The sequence below is a fragment of the Streptomyces sp. NBC_01750 genome (assembly GCF_035918095.1).
In the GTDB taxonomy this organism is placed as follows: Bacteria; Actinomycetota; Actinomycetes; order Streptomycetales; family Streptomycetaceae; genus Streptomyces.
The window spans coordinates 4,086,393-4,101,046 of sequence record NZ_CP109137.1 but is presented as its reverse complement, the minus strand read 5'-3'; the positions used below and the strand labels follow the sequence as shown (position 1 = coordinate 4,101,046).

Genomic DNA, 14,654 nt, shown 5'->3' with positions numbered 1-14,654 from the left:
CCAGGAACATGAAGTGAATCCGGCGCGCGATCACTTTCGGGATCCCCGGCGGGACATTGCTGTCACGGACCGGCACGACGCCGGGCATGTCGCTGAGGCGGCGCTGCGTTATGGGCAAAAGGCCTTCCTACGCCGCGAACCTCCGGTCCACCACCCGCCACACCACCTCAAGCAGCACCGCCCCCGCCGCCGCGATGCCCACCGCCCCCCACGGCATCGTCGTGCCCACCAGCTTCAGGGCGAAGAATGCCTGCAGCCACGGCACCACCAGCACGATCAGGAAGGCGACCCCCATCGCAGCCACCAGGCACACCCGCCACAGGGTGTACGGGCGGGCGATGATCGCCAGGACCCACATCGAGACCAGGAACAGCGTCAGCGTCGCCGCGCTCGTCTCCGCGTCGAGTGCGCCCGGGCCGCTGTAGTAGTGGCGGGCCAGCAGGTACGTGGCGAACGTCGCCGCCCCCGCGATCACGCCCGCCGGGACCGCGTACCGCATCACCCTGCGTACGAAGTGCGGCTTCGCCCGCTCCTTGTTGGGGGCAAGTGCCAGGAAGAAGGCGGGCACACCGATCGTGAGCGTCGACAGCAGCGTCAAATGCCGCGGCAGGAAGGGGTATTCGACCTGGCTGCACACCACCAGGATCGCCAGCAGCACGGAGTACACCGTCTTCGTCAGGAACAGCGTCGCCACCCGGGTGATGTTGCCGATGACCCGCCGGCCCTCCGCCACCACCGACGGCAGTGTCGCAAAGCTGTTGTTGAGCAGCACGATCTGGGCGACAGCCCGGGTCGCCTCCGAGCCCGACCCCATCGAGACACCGATGTCCGCGTCCTTCAGCGCGAGGACATCGTTGACGCCGTCACCCGTCATCGCGACCGTGTGTCCGCGGGACTGGAGCGCGCCGACCATGTCGCGCTTCTGCTGCGGCGTGACCCGGCCGAAGACCGCGTTGGAGTCCAGGGCCACGGCCATCCGGGCCTGCTCCGTGGGGAGCCGGCGCGCGTCCACCGTGTTCTCCGCGCCCTGCAGGCCGAGCTTGCCCGCCACCGCGCTCACCGACACCGCGTTGTCGCCGGAGATGACCTTCGCGGAGACGTTCTGGTCGGCGAAGTACGCGAGCGTGTCGGACGCGTCGGGACGCAGCCGCTGCTCCAGCACCACCAGCGCCGTCGGCCTCGCCCGCGCGGCCACATCCGCCGCGTCGAGGTCGCCCGCCGCCCGCGCGAGCAGCAGGACCCGCAGTCCCTGTTCGTTGAGCTGCTCGATCTCGCCCAGCGCCGGGTCGGCCGCCGGGAGCAGCACATCGGGCGCGCCCAGCAGCCAGGTGGAGTTGTCGCCGTCGCCCTCGCTGAAGGCCGCGCCGCTGTACTTGCGTGCCGACGAGAAGGGCAGCGACTCCGTGCAGCGCCACTCCTCGCTGTCCGGATACGCGTCGATGATCGCCTGCAGCGAGGCGTTCGGCCGTGGGTCGGACTCGCCGAGCGCGCCCAGCACCTTCCGTACGTACGTTTCGTCCGCGCCGTCCAGCGGCCGCAGCTCCGCCACGTCCATACCGCCTTCGGTCAGCGTGCCCGTCTTGTCGAGGCAGACCACGTCCACCCGCGCGAGACCCTCGATGGCGGGCAGTTCCTGCACCAGGCACTGCTTGCGGCCGAGCCGGATGACGCCGATCGCGAAGGCGACCGACGTCAGCAGCACAAGGCCTTCGGGGATCATCGGGACGATGCCGCCGACGGTCCTGGCCACCGAGTCCTTGAAGTTGTTGTTCTTGACGACGAGCTGGCTGATGATGAGCCCGATCGAGGTCGGGATCATCATCCAGGTCACGTACTTGAGGATCGTGCTGATGCCGCTGCGCAGCTCGGAGTGGACGAGAGTGAAGCGGGATGCCTCCTCGGCGAGCTGCGCCGCGTACGCCTCGCGCCCCACCTTCGTCGCGGTGAACGCCCCGCCGCCCGCGACCACGAAGCTGCCCGACATCACCGGCTCCCCGCGCTGCTTGATGACATGGTCGGCCTCACCCGTCAGCAGCGACTCGTCGATCTCCAGACTGTCGGCCTCGGCCACCTCGCCGTCCACGACGACCTTGTCGCCGGGCCCGAGTTCGACGAGATCGCCGAGCACGATCTCGGACGTGGAGATCTCGGCTGCCTCGCCGTCCCGCCGTACCGTCGGCTTCGCCTCGCCGAGGACCGCGAGCCCGTCGAGGGTCTTCTTGGCGCGGAACTCCTGGATGATGCCGATACCGGTGTTGGCGATGATCACGAAGCCGAACAGGCTGTCCTGGATCGGCGCGACGCAGAGCATGATCGCCCACAGCACGCCGATGATCGCGTTGAAGCGGGTGAAGACGTTCGCGCGGACGATTTCGGTGGTGGAGCGGGAGCTGCGTACGGGAACGTCGTTGACCTCACCGCGGGCGACCCGTTCGGTGACCTCGGCAGTCGTCAGCCCGGTGGCCCGGACGGCGATCGCGGACCGCGGCAGCTTCATCGGGTGTACGGGGTCGAGCTCGGCGCCCGCGTCGATGGTGGGTCCGCCGGGCTCGGGGCCGTCCGCGTCGATTCTCGCCCGCTGCGTCATGGTTTCGACGGTACGGCCGCAGGGGCCGGTTCACCCGCCGAGTGCGCCGGAGATCAGACCCCGGTGGGACGTGAATGGTCCTTCGGCGGTACGGGGGCGGTGCGGATTACCTTTCGTCGCCCGAGCTCTCGTCGCCCGAGGCTGCGGCGGCGCCCGGTCCAGCCGCCCCGGCGGTCTTCGCGAGCTTGATCGCCGCTTCGCGCCTGCGTACGTACCAGATGCCGATCAGCCCGAGTCCGCCGCCGGCCAGGCACGTCCACACCCACCACATCAGGTCACGACCGTCGAACCAGCTGTAGAAGGGGATCTGGACGAGGAAGAGGACGAACCAGAGGATCGTGCCGCCGGTGATGGTGGCGACGACGGGCCCCTCCAGGGGCTCGGGTGCCTCGTGCTTGGGGGTCCACTTCGCCATGCGCACAGTGTAGGCGGCACGTAATCCGAGGCCGCGGGGCCGGTCGGCAACAGGTCATGGGCCGGGCGCCCCAAGGGTCTACGCGCGGAGATAGAAATCTTTGCCTTATGTATTCATACTGAAACTGCTTGCGGCTGACTCGTTTTGTTCGTTGGAACATACAAGTCTGGCCGGTTTTTACTGTCTCTGGCCTTTTCTCGCCCCCGCCCCTCCGTATGACTGAGGTTCCGTATGCCACCCTCGGCCACCCCCAAGGTCGACTCCGCAGACCGGCCCGCGGCTCCCCGCCGGCCGTCCGGCGCTCTGGACCGTTTCTTCAAGATCTCGGAGCGCGGCTCCTCGGTCGCCCGCGAGGTGCGCGGCGGATTCGCCACCTTCTTCGCGATGGCCTACATCATCGTGCTGAACCCGATCATCCTCGGCAGCGCGAAGGACATGTACGGACATCAGCTCGACAGTGGCCAGCTGGTCACTGCCACCGTGCTGACAGCGGCCTTCTCCACCCTGCTCATGGGGGTGATCGGCAACGTCCCGATCGCGCTCGCGGCCGGCCTCGGTGTGAACACGGTCGTCGCCCTCCAGCTCGCGCCGCGGATGTCCTGGCCGGACGCGATGGGCATGGTCGTCCTCGCCGGCTTCGTGGTGATGCTGCTGGTCGCCACCGGACTGCGTGAGCGCGTGATGAACGCCGTGCCGCGCAGCCTGCGCAAGGGCATCGCGATCGGCATCGGCCTCTTCATCATGCTGATCGGCCTGGTCGACTCCGGCTTCGTCTCCCGCATCCCGGACGTCGCCAAGACCACCGTGCCGCTGCAACTCGGCGTCGGCGGGCACCTCGTCGGCTGGCCGGTCCTCGTCTTCGCCCTCGGCACGCTGCTCACGCTCGCGCTGATCATCCGCAAGGTGCCGGGCGCGATCCTCATCTCCATCGTCGCGATGACGATCGTCGCGATGGTCATCGATGCCGTGGCGACAGTCCCGTCCTGGGGCCTGACCACGCCCCAGTGGCCCGGCAACCCGGTGGCGTCGCCCGACTTCGGCCTGGTCGGCAAGGTCAGCCTGTTCGGCGGCTTCGGGAAGGTCGGCTACCTCACCGGCATTCTCTTCGTTTTCACCGTGCTGCTGTCCTGCTTCTTCGACGCGATGGGCACGATTCTCGGCGTGGGAGACGAGGCCAGGCTGCTGGACAAGGACGGCAGGCTCCCCGGCATCAACAAGGTGCTCTTCGTCGACGGCATCGCCGTCGCCGCGGGCGGCGCGACCTCGTCCTCGGCCTCGACCTGCTTCGTGGAATCCACGGCGGGCGTCGGCGAGGGTGCCCGTACGGGCCTCGCGTCCGTCGTCACCGGTGCGTTGTTCTCGGTGGCGCTCTTCCTCACGCCGATTGCCACGATGGTCCCGTCACAGGCGGCGACGCCCGCGCTGCTGGCGGTCGGCTTCCTGATCCTGGCCGGTTCGGTCCGGGACATCGACTGGGACGACTTCACCGTCGCCGTGCCGGCCTTCCTGGCGATGGTGATGATGCCGTTCACCTACTCGATCACGAACGGCATCGGTATCGGATGCATCAGCTTCAGCCTGTTGCGGCTGGCGGCCGGACGGGGCCGTGAAGTGCCCGTGGCCATGTATGTGGTGTCCGCGGTGTTCGTCTTCTACTACGCGATGCCCGCGCTGGGTCTCGCATAAGACCGCTCGGGCGCGGCCTCTCGCGCAGGGCCTCTCAGGTGAGGCCGTAGAACTTCTCTGTCTCGTCGACGGCCGCGTGGAAGCGTTCGTCGAAGTCATCGCGGATGAGCGTCCGGACCACATAGTCCTGGACGCTCATTCCGCGTCTGGCGGCATGGTGCCTCAGCCGGTCGAGTAGCTCACCGTCTATCCGCAGGCTGAGCACTGTCGATCCCATGTCAGCCAGGGTCGCCGGACGAGCGCCGCCCGCGCGTCGCTTTCCGGATGCGACTCACTCGTATGAGTGACGCAATGATCTTCCGGTCGACATCCTTCGGCATCCTGGTCCGTGCGCGGAGACACGACTGGTCTTTAGGCTGGGTAATGAGTTATCCTAACGAACATGCCTGACCTGTCCCATGGTGGCGACGCCGACGTCGCCGCCGTGAACTCACTGCGCTCGGCCGTGATGCGGCTGGGCCGACGCCTGAAGCATCAGCGCGTCGACGAATCGCTGAGCCCCACCGAAATGTCGGTGCTCGGCACCCTTGCCCGCTGCGGCCAGGCCACCCCCGGTGAGCTGGCCCGCAAGGAGCATGTCCAGCCGCCGTCCATGACCCGGATCGTGGCGCTGCTCGAGGCCAAGGGACTGGTCCGGCTCGAGCCGCACCCCGACGACCGCCGGCAGAAGGTGGTCAGCCAGACCGAGACGGCGGAAGCCATGCTCGAGGAGAGCCGCCGCAAGCGGAATGCCTGGCTGGCCTCGCTCGCCGAAGGGCTGGACGATGACGAGTGGGCCAAGCTGCGCGCAGCCGCCCCCGTACTGGAGAAGCTCGCGCATCTTTGATCACCGCATCATCACCGCACGCCAGAGGAGGCGAACCCTTTTGAGTCCGGGACCCGGAGCAGACTCCGCACCCGCACCAGCTCCTACAACCATGTTCAGCTCGCTGAAGATCCGTAACTACCGGCTCTTCGCCACCGGGCAAGTCGTCTCCAACACCGGCACCTGGATGCAGCGCATCGCCCAGGACTGGCTGGTCCTGACCCTGACCGGCTCCGCGTCCGCGGTCGGTATCACCATCGCGCTGCAGTTCCTGCCCATGCTGCTTTTCGGTCTGTACGGCGGAGTGCTCGCCGACCGGCTGCCCAAGCGCCGGCTGCTGCTGGCCACCCAGATCGCGATGGGCCTGACCGGTCTGGTGCTCGCCGTGCTTACGCTCAGCGGCCATGTCCAGGTGTGGCACGTCTATCTCACGGCCTTCGTACTCGGACTGATCACTGTCGTCGACAATCCGGCCCGGCAGTCCTTCGTCGCCGAGATGGTCGGCCCGGAGCAGCTCGGGAACGCGGTCAGCCTGAACTCCGCGAACTTCCAGTCCGCACGTCTCGTCGGCCCCGCGGTCGCCGGTGTGCTGATCACGGCCGTCGGAAGCGGCTTCGCCTTCCTGCTCAACGGTCTGTCCTTCCTCGCGCCCATCGCGGGCCTTCTGCTCATGCGCAACAGCGAGCTGCACAAGGTCGAGCGCGCGCCGCGCGGCAAGGGCCAGCTGCGGGAAGGACTGAAGTACGTCGCGGGCCGGCCCGAGCTCATCTGGCCGATCGTCCTCGTCGGCTTCATCGGCACCTTCGGGTTCAACTTCCCGATCTGGCTGTCGGCCTTCGTCAACAACGTCTACCACTCGGGCGCGAGTACGTACGGTCTGCTCAACACCCTGATAGCGGCCGGGTCCCTGGCGGGCGCGCTGCTTGCCGCCCGGCGCGGCACCTCGCGGCTGCGGGTGCTGGTCGGCGCGGCCGTGCTCTTCGGGGCCCTCGAGATCGTGAGCGCCTTCGCGCCGCGGTTCTGGATCTTCGCGTTGCTGATGGTGCCGATCGGGATGTTCGGCCTCACCGTCAACGTCACGGCCAACTCCAGCATTCAGATGGCGACGGAACCGGCCATGCGAGGCCGGGTGATGAGCCTGTTCATGATGGTCTTCGTGGGCGGTACGCCACTGGGCGCGCCGCTCGTCGGCTGGGTCACCGACACGTACGGACCGCGGATCGGCCTCGCGGCGGGCGGCACGGTGGCGCTGGTCGCGGCGATCGGAGTCGGCGTCATGCTCGCCCGTGTGGGCGGGCTGCGCCTCAAAATAGATCTGAGGCCGGGGCGCCGGCATGTGGAGTTCGTACCGAGAGAGCAGCTGGCGACAGCGGCCTGACCGGGACCTGTCGGCCCCCCCTGCCCGGTACCTGTCGGACGCCCTGACCGGCGGCCTGACCGGGACCTGTCGGACGGCCTGCCCCCGATCCGTCAGGACTGACAGACTCGGATCATGAGACTCTTCGCCGCCGTACTGCCGCCGGCCCGGGCAGTCGACGAACTCGCTCTCGCCGTCGACCGGTTGAGGTCCCTGCCCGGCTCGGACGGGCTGCGCTGGACCGGCCGGGCCGGCTGGCACTTCACGCTCGCCTTCATGGGCGAGGTCGAGGACGGGCTGCTGCCCGAGCTGCACGAGCGGCTCGGGCGGGCCGCCCGCAGGACCCACCCCTTCGCCCTGCGCCTTCACGCCGGCGGGCGGTTCGGACAGCGGGCCCTGTGGGTAGGCGCCGCCGGCGGCCTGGAGGAGATGCGCCTCCTCGCGGAACGCACCGACGCCGCGGCGCGGCGGGCCGGGGTCAGCATGCAGGAACACCGCCGCTATCAGGCCCACCTCACGATCGCCCGCAGCCGCGACGAGGCCGATCTGCGCCCGTACGTCGAGGCTCTGGAGGCCTTCGAGGGCACGCCCTGGGAGGTGGCCGAGCTCTCACTCGTACGCAGCAATCTGCCGGTCAGCGGCGTACCGGGCGAGCAGCCTCGGTACGAGACGGTGGGCAGCTGGCCGCTGGGCGACGGGACGGGGTCAAGTCCACTCGAACGGGCGAGTTAACCTCGTTCCGTGAATCCCAAGACCAGAAATCAGATCATGGCCGGTGTGCTAGTGCTGATGTTCGCGATCATCGCAGTGTCGGCCCTGGTCGGTCAGTAGCCCCAAGCCCTGACCGACCAGGCCTGTGGCCCTCGGCCCTGACCGACCAGGCCTGTGCCCGTCACCAGGCGAAGGCCTCCGGTGAAGGACCCGGCCCCGGGAAGATCTCGTCCAGCGCGGACAGCACCTCTTCGCCGAGCTCCAGCTCTACGGCGCGCAGCGCGGAGGCCAGCTGGTCCGCCGTGCGCGGGCCGACGATGGGCCCGGTGATTCCCGGCCGGCTGAGCAGCCAGGCCAGCGCCACCTCGCCGGGTTCCAGTCCGTGCTTGTCGAGCAGGTCCTCGTACGCCTGGATCTGCGCACGCACCTCGGTGTTGGCGAGCGCGTCCGCCGAGCGCCCGGAGGCGCTGCGAGCCGCTCCGCCCTCACGCTCCTTCCGGATCACACCGCCGAGCAGCCCGCCGTGCAGCGGCGACCAGGGGATGACCCCGAGGCCGTACTCCTGCGCCGCCGGGATGACCTCCATCTCGGCGCGGCGCTCGGCGAGGTTGTACAGGCACTGCTCGCTGACCAGCCCGTACAGGCCGAGGCGGCGGGCCGTCTCATTGGCCTGGGCGATCTTCCAGCCGGGGAAGTTGGACGAGCCCGCGTAAAGGATTTTGCCCTGATGGACCAGGGTGTCGATCGCCTGCCAGATCTCCTCGACCGGCGTGTGGCGGTCGACGTGATGGAACTGGTAGAGGTCGATGTGGTCGGTCCGGAGCCGCTTGAGGCTCGCCTCGACCGCGCGGCGGATGTTGAGTGCGGAGAGCCGGTCGTGGTTGGGCCAGGCCTCGCCGTCGGAGCCCATGTTCGCGTAGACCTTGGTGGCGAGGACGACCTTGTCGCGACGGTCGCCGCCCTTGGCGAACCAGCTGCCGATGATCTCTTCGGTGCGGCCCTTGTTCTCGCCCCAGCCGTAGACATTGGCGGTGTCGAAGAGGTTGATGCCTGCGCCGAGCGCGGCGTCCATGATCGTGTGGCTGCCGGCCTCGTCGGTCTGAGGCCCGAAGTTCATCGTCCCGAGGACGAGTCGGCTGACCTTGAGTCCGGTGCGTCCGAGCTGCGTGTACTTCATGGTGCCAGCCAACGCCTTGGAGCGCGCTCGAATCAAGGGTATGAGCCGGTGCGTCGGGGTCAGTCGCGGGGGAACTCGCCGGTGGTGAGGGTGAGCCCGAGGGGTGTGCCGGTGAGGTCGACCGGCTGGCCGAAGGCGACCTTCGTCTCGGTCATGTAGTCCCCGTCCTTGGGCTGGGTGTGGAGGAGACACTTACCGGTGTACGGGTCGACGATCAAGAAGACTGGGACTTCGGCGAGGGCGTAGGCGATCTTCTTGGGCCCGTAGTCGTTGAGTGCGGTGCCCTTGGAAATCACCTCGGCGATGAACTCCACGTCCTCGAAGCGCCAGCGGCCTCGGCTGTCCTGTACCGCTCCGTCGCGGAGCTTTGCCACGTCAGGGCAGAAGCCGTTTTCCGGGCCGGGGAAATCGATGCGCACGTCCGACAGCACCTCGACATCCATGCCGAACTTGTCTTCCAGTGCTCGGACGATCCTGCGGATAATCTGCCAGTGGACGCTCCGCTGCGGCGACATGAAAACGACTCCCCCGACGATCTCAACCTTGATTCCTTCGGGGACGGGCATCCGCTCAAGCCTCTCGAACCACTCGTCCAAGCGCTCGGCGTTGTAGTCGGCCATGTCGATCCTGCCGCTCTCTACGACGGTCATCGTGGCACTCCTCCCCGCTGCAGCGGGGTCGCATGCAGCCGCGCAGTACAACGATACGCACGGTGACCGGGGCACGGCGGTGGCGAGAAGGCGTCACGCGCCGCCGAACCAGCCCGCCGCGTCGAGCCGGAACGCCTCCGCCGGGACCACCATGCGCAGCGATTCCTCCATATCGGCCACGCGCCGCGCGCCCAGCGTGCGGGCCCAGTCCGCGCGCAGTTCGTCGAAGACCGCGGCCGAACGGGTCAGCGCGTCGATGCCGTGCGGGGTGAGGCGCACGAGCTTGCGGCGGGCATCGGCGGGGTCGTCGGCGCGTACGGCATAGCCCAGGGCCACGAGCCGGTCGACCGTCTTGCCGGCCGCCTGCTTGGAGACGCCGAGCCGCCGTCCGATCTCGCTCGCGGTCGCGCCGCCCGCGCCGATCGCCTGCATCGCGAAGCCGTGCGCGGGCCGGACGTCCGGGTGACCCTGCTCGGCCAGCTCGGCGTGCAGCCGGTCGATGAGTGAACGGAACCCGGCGAAGAGGAGCAGGGGCAGCTCGTAACCCGGCGTGTCCTCAGGACCGTTGCGCATTTCGACAACCTGGTTTACCTTTTTATCGTCAACCATGTTGTCGATTATAGGAGCCATCGCATGTTTACCGAACACACTCTGGAATCGGCTCCGGCCGCGTCGCGCAACTCCATGGAGTCGACCATCAAGCACCTTGGCCACCTGCCGCCCGCGGTCGCCAAGCTCGCCGCGTCACCGCATCTGCTGGACGGCTTTCTGAAGCTCAGCGCCCTGTTCGAGCAGGCGACCCTGGAGCCGGTCGCGCGCGAGGTGGTCGTCATGACGGTCGCGACGCGCAATGAGTGTCATGTATGCGTCGCCATGCACACCGGCAAGCTGCGTTCGCTGGGAGCGGAGGGGGAGTTGATCGCCGCACTGCGGGAGCGGAAGCCGCTCGGCGACGAACGACTGGAAGCGGTACGGCAGTTCGCGTTGGAGGTGCTGCGTACGGCAGGTGGCGTAGGTGACGAGGAGCTGCGGGCGTTCCTCGCGCACGGCTATACGGAGCAGAACGCGCTGGAGGTCGTCATGGGCATCGGGACGTACACGATGTCGACGTTCGCGAACCGGCTGACGCGGGCGTAGTGCCGGGCCGCCGCGGGTCACCCGTTCGGCGGCCCCGGCCTGCGGGCGCCGGGGCCCGTGGCGCATGGTGAGGGAACGGTCCGGTCGATCGGCCGAGGGAGCCTCACGATGGTGGCAGCAGCATCACGGTCCGCGTACGGGCGGCGTGGCCGTGCGGCCGCGGCTCGCGCGACCGCACGGCTCGACTCGGAGCGTGGCCGGGGAGCGTCAGGACTTGGCGGTGATGGTCGAGCCGCAGTCGAAGCGGCTGGTGGAGCCGTTGACCGTGTTGCCGAGGCAGACGGTCAGCTTGACCGTGCGGTCCTCGACGAGGTCGCCGTGCTTGTAGGTGGAGCAGTTGCCGGCATTCGGAGTGAAGTACCTCTCGAAGCTGCCGGTGTACGGCACGTCGTTGGGGCCCGCGTACCAGGTGGCAGTGATCTTCAGCCAGACGCCCAGGCCGTCCGACTTGGTGTCGCAGGCTCTGAACGTGTCGCCGTCGTCCGTGAACGTGCCGTACGCGGTGCCGGAGGTGTGCGCGTAGGCGTACCAGGTGCTCGCCGCCTGGGCACTGGAGGCGTTGCCGAGGGCGATCGCGGTGGCGGCGCCGGCGACCGCGGCGATGCGGATGATCTTGCGCATGGTGTGGAGCCTTTCTGCAGGCGGTGTGATCGCGTCAGCGTAGTTCCGACGGCCGGTCTACAACAGGCCTTTTCTGTCAAGGCAGTTGGGGACCGAATGTCCGTACGGTGGGTGACGATGCCGCGGCCGGATTTGGCCGTTGCCGGTCAGGGTTCATGGGACCGGCCTTGCTTTCTTGAGGTGCACATGCCGCAATGACGACAGTCACTGACTGCCCATCAGGCCCGGGGCACACCCCGGCCCCAGGCGGCGCGTAACGGCAGCCGGCGACAGCATCCCGTACACCCCCACACGAAGGCGGGACCCCATGAAGCACGGCAGACTCGGATTCGGCGTATTAGTGAGCACCGGCGTACTGGCCGCAGGCGCGCTCGTGATGGCACCCGCCGCGAACGCGGTGACGCCGGACACGGCCACCATCTCCTTCGACTGCGGTTCCTTCGGCTCGGGCACGGCGACGCTCACGGCCACTCAGGACGGCACGGCCGCGACCATCAGCCTGTCCACCTCGGCCATCAAGTCCCCCCTCAACATCTCGGCGAATTCGGTCAAGTCGACCCTGAAGCTGACCAACAACGGCTCCGGCACCTCGACGTTCACCGGTAATTCCAACCCGGCGATCCCCGCCGGGGGCGACGTGTCCACCGGTCCCCTCAACGGGACGGTCGCCGCGGGCGACAGCCTGGAAGCGTCGTCACTGACGGTCGTGGTCTTCGGCATCACCGCGACCTGCAACGCCACGTCCGCGCAGACTCCCGGCCCGTTCGTGTTCTGACGGCCGGACGAGCGACCCCGGGCGGCGTCACGCGTGTGTGGCGCCGCCCTACTGCGCCGCGCGCGTCCGGTACCTGCCCGGTGTCGTGCCGAACAGACGACTGAAGGCATGGGAGAGGGCGTACTGCGAGCTGTAGCCGACCCGGCGGGCGATGGTGTCGAGCGGTTCCTGGGTGTCGCGCAGCAGTGCGGCCGCGCGGGTCAGCCGCCACCAGCCCAGATAGGCCATCGGCGGGCGGCCGACCAGGGCGGTGAATCTGCGCGCCAGTGTGGCCCGGGAGACGCCGACCCGGGCGGCGAGCCGTTCGTTGCTCCACGCCTCGGCGGGGTCCTCGTGCAGGACCCGCAGGGCGGCTGCCACCACCGGGTCGTTCAGCGCGGCGGGCCAGCCGGCGGCGCCGTCGGCTCTCGAGCCGGTGCACCGCTCCGGCCAGGCGGTGCTGTGGGAGGGCACCCACCGCATCGACGCCAACCTCACGCTCGAGTCCGCGCACGGCCATACGCCGGGCTCGGCAGTGCTGAGGCTGGCGTCCGGGAGCGACCGGGCGGTGTTCGTCGGCGATCTGCTGCACAGCCCGGTGCAGATCCTCGAACCCTCCTGCAACAGCTGCTTCGACGAGGACGCGGCGCGCGCGGCGGCGAGCAGGAGGAGCGTCCTCGAACGCGCTGCGGATGAAAGGGAGCTGGTGGTCCCGGCGCACTTCGGGGGAGCGGGCGCGGTGGAGGTCCGTCGCGACGGGTCCAGGTTCGCCATCACCCGGTGGGCGGCATTCGCCTGACGGTCCCGACGAGGGCGGCCCGGGCGGCGGAACCGAGTGGCGGCGGTTACGGGCCGGCCATGACCGCGCCGTCCGCAGCGTCGACGGCTCCCGCGTCGCGATCAAGGTAGTGACGGTGGGCGGTACGCCGGCCTGACGGCGCCGCCGTCGCCCCGTACCGCCCGCCGAGCCCCCACGCCTGGTGCATCGCCTCCGCGAAGGCCGCCGCCAGCTTGTGTTCGCCCGTCGGGCCCGGGTGCGTTCCGTCGTACGTGTCCGTGTCGATGGCGTACGAATCCGGCGGCGACGCCAGCAGGATCGGCGACGTCGGCGAGTCCAGGTCGGCGACCGCCTTTGCCAGGAGCTCGTTGAAGCGGTCGCACTCCGCCGCGAAGGGGGCGTCCGAGCGGGCCCGTATGTTGGGGATGACCGGCAACAGGATCATCCGGACACGGGGGTTGGCTGCGCGGGCCTCGGCGATGAACCGGCGGGCGTTCACGGCGGTTTGGGTGCTGTCCGTGTAGAAGCCGAGGTCTATCAGGCCGAGCGAGACCAGCAGGATGTCCGCCTGTTCCGCGGTCACCGTCCCGCGGATGACGGGGGCCATGTGGAGCCAGCCCTCGCCCCAGCCGGACAGGTGGCGGCGGGCCTCGGCGGGGAAGGCCGGGTCCGCATAGGTGTGCGACACCGGCGTGTTGGTCGCCGTGTCGTACAGCGCGGTCCGGGGGCCGACGATCTCGTACGGGCCCTCGAAGGACCTGGCAAGGTGCTGCCACAAGCGGTAGCGCCAGCTGTAGTCGCCGGCGCGTCCGATGGTCATGGAGTCGCCGACGAACATGAAACGCATGGGGGTCATCATGGCGGATCAAGCCACGCACCTGCGATGTGAGGCTGGCCACGGTGGCAGGGGCGGCCACGGCGGCACGGGCGACGTCGTCGGCGGCGCGGGCTGATCGCGGCGACGCGAGATGGCAGGCTGGGGGCATGCGTTCGCTTCCGTACGTCACCGGTTCCGCCGTCGCTGCCGCTGCCGCCGTCGTGCTGCTCGCCGCAGGCCCCGCCGCCTCCGACGACTCCGGCTTCACGATCAAGGACCCGAGGATCACGGAGTCCAGCGGGCTCGCGGCCAGTCACGCGTACCCCGGGATCTACTGGACGCACAACGACCAGGACGAGCCGCGCGTCTTCGCCGTCGACTCCAGGACCGGCGAGACCGTCGCGACGGTCACGCTGAAGGGGGTCGGCAAGCCCCGCGACATGGAGGCGATCTCGGTCGGGCCGGACGGGAACGTATACGTCGGCGACATCGGCGACAACCTCAACGGCAGCTGGGACCACGTGTGGATCTACCGCTTCCCGGAGCCGAAGGCCCTCAAGGACGTGACCGTCCGCGCGACACAGTTCACGGTGAAGTACGCGGACGGCGCGCGCAATGCCGAGGCGCTGATGGTCCACCCCAAGACCGGCCGGGTCTACATCGCGTCGAAGAACGAGGACGGCGGCGGACTGTACGAGGGCCCCGCCACGCTCACCGCCTCCGGGACCAATGTCTTCCGGCGGATCGGTGAGGTGCCGTGGGTGACGGACGGGGCCTTCTCGCCCGACGGCAAGGAGCTGGTGCTGCGCTCGTACTTCAGCGCGCGCGGATACGAGTGGAAGAACGGCAAGCTCGGCGCGGACCACCGGGTGAGCGCGCCGCTGCAGGGGCAGGCCGAGTCGGTCACGTACACGCTGGACGGGAAAGCGCTGCTGTTCGGCTCGGAGGGGGAGCAGAGCGGGGTGGAGCGGGTCGCGACCGGCAAGGAAGGCGACTCGGGCGGGGACAGCAAGTCACCGTCCAGGGGTGGGAGTCCGGCCGTCGGCGATGACGGCGACAAGAGCACCCTCACGTACGGACTGATCGGCGTCGTCGGCGCCGCCGCACTTGTCCTGGGCGTGAAGCGTCTGCTGCGGCGCGGCTGACGGCCCTGCCGCGC

Annotated in this window: 15 protein-coding genes and 2 pseudogenes; 8 read left to right on the top strand and 9 right to left on the bottom strand. The window is 69.0% G+C overall.

The features are described 5' to 3' along the window. Positions 1–127: 127 nt before the first annotated feature. A complete protein-coding gene (locus OG966_RS18275) occupies positions 128–2,587 on the bottom strand; it encodes an HAD-IC family P-type ATPase (RefSeq protein WP_326650755.1) in 2,460 nt (819 codons plus the stop codon). A 106-nt stretch (positions 2,588–2,693) separates the two neighbouring features. Further along, on the bottom strand, positions 2,694–3,002 hold the full coding sequence (locus OG966_RS18270; RefSeq protein ID WP_326650754.1) for a DUF2530 domain-containing protein: 309 nt from the start codon (positions 3,000–3,002) through the stop codon (positions 2,694–2,696). A 231-nt stretch (positions 3,003–3,233) separates the two neighbouring features. Here OG966_RS18270 and OG966_RS18265 point away from each other — a divergent pair, with 231 nt between their 5' ends. Then, positions 3,234–4,688, top strand: coding sequence for an NCS2 family permease (locus OG966_RS18265; RefSeq protein WP_326650752.1), 1,455 nt, complete (start codon positions 3,234–3,236; stop codon positions 4,686–4,688). Positions 4,689–4,722: 34 nt separating this feature from the next. Here OG966_RS18265 and OG966_RS18260 read toward each other — a convergent pair whose 3' ends face one another. Then, the gene (locus OG966_RS18260; RefSeq protein ID WP_326650751.1) at positions 4,723–4,905 is read right to left on the bottom strand and encodes a ribbon-helix-helix protein, CopG family; all 183 of its coding nucleotides are present in this window, start codon (positions 4,903–4,905) and stop codon (positions 4,723–4,725) included. Between the two features lie 165 nt (positions 4,906–5,070). Here OG966_RS18260 and OG966_RS18255 point away from each other — a divergent pair, with 165 nt between their 5' ends. The 3 genes from OG966_RS18255 (at position 5,071) to thpR (ending at position 7,582) form a co-directional block, all read left to right on the top strand. After that, on the top strand, positions 5,071–5,514 hold the full coding sequence (locus OG966_RS18255; protein WP_326650750.1) for a MarR family winged helix-turn-helix transcriptional regulator: 444 nt from the start codon (positions 5,071–5,073) through the stop codon (positions 5,512–5,514). A gap of 40 nt (positions 5,515–5,554) precedes the next feature. After that, positions 5,555–6,871 (top strand): MFS transporter, encoded by a 1,317-nt coding sequence (locus tag OG966_RS18250; RefSeq protein WP_326650749.1) that lies wholly within the window; start codon positions 5,555–5,557, stop codon positions 6,869–6,871. A gap of 114 nt (positions 6,872–6,985) precedes the next feature. After that, entirely contained in the window at positions 6,986–7,582 is a 597-nt protein-coding gene (gene thpR, locus OG966_RS18245; protein ID WP_326650748.1) for an RNA 2',3'-cyclic phosphodiesterase, read from the top strand. Between the two features lie 160 nt (positions 7,583–7,742). On the opposite strand, the gene OG966_RS18240 is transcribed toward thpR, so the two are convergent. From OG966_RS18240 to OG966_RS18230, 3 genes are all read right to left on the bottom strand, one after another. Then, positions 7,743–8,738 carry an aldo/keto reductase gene (locus OG966_RS18240; protein WP_326650747.1) on the bottom strand — a complete coding sequence of 332 codons (996 nt, stop codon included), beginning with the start codon at positions 8,736–8,738 and terminating at the stop codon, positions 7,743–7,745. Positions 8,739–8,797: 59 nt separating this feature from the next. Next, positions 8,798–9,388, bottom strand: coding sequence for a Uma2 family endonuclease (locus OG966_RS18235; RefSeq protein ID WP_326650746.1), 591 nt, complete (start codon positions 9,386–9,388; stop codon positions 8,798–8,800). A gap of 93 nt (positions 9,389–9,481) precedes the next feature. Then, positions 9,482–9,997: a MarR family winged helix-turn-helix transcriptional regulator gene (locus tag OG966_RS18230; protein WP_326650745.1), complete on the bottom strand. Its 516-nt coding sequence runs from the start codon at positions 9,995–9,997 to the stop codon at positions 9,482–9,484. Between the two features lie 24 nt (positions 9,998–10,021). On the opposite strand from OG966_RS18230, the gene OG966_RS18225 reads away from it, so the two are divergent. Then, complete coding sequence (locus OG966_RS18225) at positions 10,022–10,525, top strand: carboxymuconolactone decarboxylase family protein (protein ID WP_326650744.1); 504 nt, start codon at positions 10,022–10,024, stop codon at positions 10,523–10,525. 207 nt (positions 10,526–10,732) lie between these two features. Here OG966_RS18225 and OG966_RS18220 read toward each other — a convergent pair whose 3' ends face one another. Next, the gene (locus OG966_RS18220) at positions 10,733–11,146 is read right to left on the bottom strand and encodes a hypothetical protein (protein ID WP_326650742.1); all 414 of its coding nucleotides are present in this window, start codon (positions 11,144–11,146) and stop codon (positions 10,733–10,735) included. Between the two features lie 307 nt (positions 11,147–11,453). On the opposite strand from OG966_RS18220, the gene OG966_RS18215 reads away from it, so the two are divergent. Beyond that, positions 11,454–11,921, top strand: a complete 468-nt coding sequence (locus OG966_RS18215) for a hypothetical protein (RefSeq protein WP_326650741.1) — start codon at positions 11,454–11,456, stop codon at positions 11,919–11,921. 48 nt (positions 11,922–11,969) lie between these two features. Here OG966_RS18215 and OG966_RS18210 read toward each other — a convergent pair. After that, positions 11,970–12,311: pseudogene (locus OG966_RS18210) on the bottom strand (helix-turn-helix transcriptional regulator); the annotation flags it as partial. 13 nt (positions 12,312–12,324) lie between these two features. Here OG966_RS18210 and OG966_RS18205 point away from each other — a divergent pair. Then, positions 12,325–12,699 (top strand): annotated as a pseudogene (locus OG966_RS18205) (MBL fold metallo-hydrolase); the annotation flags it as partial. A 46-nt stretch (positions 12,700–12,745) separates the two neighbouring features. Here OG966_RS18205 and OG966_RS18200 read toward each other — a convergent pair. Further along, positions 12,746–13,525 (bottom strand): GDSL-type esterase/lipase family protein, encoded by a 780-nt coding sequence (locus tag OG966_RS18200; RefSeq protein WP_326650740.1) that lies wholly within the window; start codon positions 13,523–13,525, stop codon positions 12,746–12,748. 137 nt (positions 13,526–13,662) lie between these two features. Between OG966_RS18200 and OG966_RS18195 the strand changes: the two genes are divergently transcribed. Continuing rightward, a complete protein-coding gene (locus OG966_RS18195) occupies positions 13,663–14,640 on the top strand; it encodes a WD40 repeat domain-containing protein (protein ID WP_326650739.1) in 978 nt (325 codons plus the stop codon). The last annotated feature ends 14 nt before the right edge of the window (positions 14,641–14,654 follow it).

What these genes read in the sequence shown, in the direction of transcription:
- OG966_RS18275 (WP_326650755.1), bottom strand. Translation starts at nt 2,587, where the DNA reads ATGACGCAGCGGGCGAGAATCGACGCGGACGGCCCCGAGCCCGGCGGA.
- OG966_RS18270 (WP_326650754.1), bottom strand. Translation starts at nt 3,002, where the DNA reads ATGGCGAAGTGGACCCCCAAGCACGAGGCACCCGAGCCCCTGGAGGGG.
- OG966_RS18265 (WP_326650752.1), top strand. Translation starts at nt 3,234, where the DNA reads ATGCCACCCTCGGCCACCCCCAAGGTCGACTCCGCAGACCGGCCCGCG.
- OG966_RS18260 (WP_326650751.1), bottom strand. Translation starts at nt 4,905, where the DNA reads ATGGGATCGACAGTGCTCAGCCTGCGGATAGACGGTGAGCTACTCGAC.
- OG966_RS18255 (WP_326650750.1), top strand. Translation starts at nt 5,071, where the DNA reads ATGCCTGACCTGTCCCATGGTGGCGACGCCGACGTCGCCGCCGTGAAC.
- thpR (WP_326650748.1), top strand. Translation starts at nt 6,986, where the DNA reads ATGAGACTCTTCGCCGCCGTACTGCCGCCGGCCCGGGCAGTCGACGAA.
- OG966_RS18240 (WP_326650747.1), bottom strand. Translation starts at nt 8,738, where the DNA reads ATGAAGTACACGCAGCTCGGACGCACCGGACTCAAGGTCAGCCGACTC.
- OG966_RS18235 (WP_326650746.1), bottom strand. Translation starts at nt 9,388, where the DNA reads ATGACCGTCGTAGAGAGCGGCAGGATCGACATGGCCGACTACAACGCC.
- OG966_RS18230 (WP_326650745.1), bottom strand. Translation starts at nt 9,997, where the DNA reads ATGGTTGACGATAAAAAGGTAAACCAGGTTGTCGAAATGCGCAACGGT.
- OG966_RS18225 (WP_326650744.1), top strand. Translation starts at nt 10,022, where the DNA reads ATGTTTACCGAACACACTCTGGAATCGGCTCCGGCCGCGTCGCGCAAC.
- OG966_RS18220 (WP_326650742.1), bottom strand. Translation starts at nt 11,146, where the DNA reads ATGCGCAAGATCATCCGCATCGCCGCGGTCGCCGGCGCCGCCACCGCG.
- OG966_RS18215 (WP_326650741.1), top strand. Translation starts at nt 11,454, where the DNA reads ATGAAGCACGGCAGACTCGGATTCGGCGTATTAGTGAGCACCGGCGTA.
- OG966_RS18200 (WP_326650740.1), bottom strand. Translation starts at nt 13,525, where the DNA reads ATGCGTTTCATGTTCGTCGGCGACTCCATGACCATCGGACGCGCCGGC.
- OG966_RS18195 (WP_326650739.1), top strand. Translation starts at nt 13,663, where the DNA reads ATGCGTTCGCTTCCGTACGTCACCGGTTCCGCCGTCGCTGCCGCTGCC.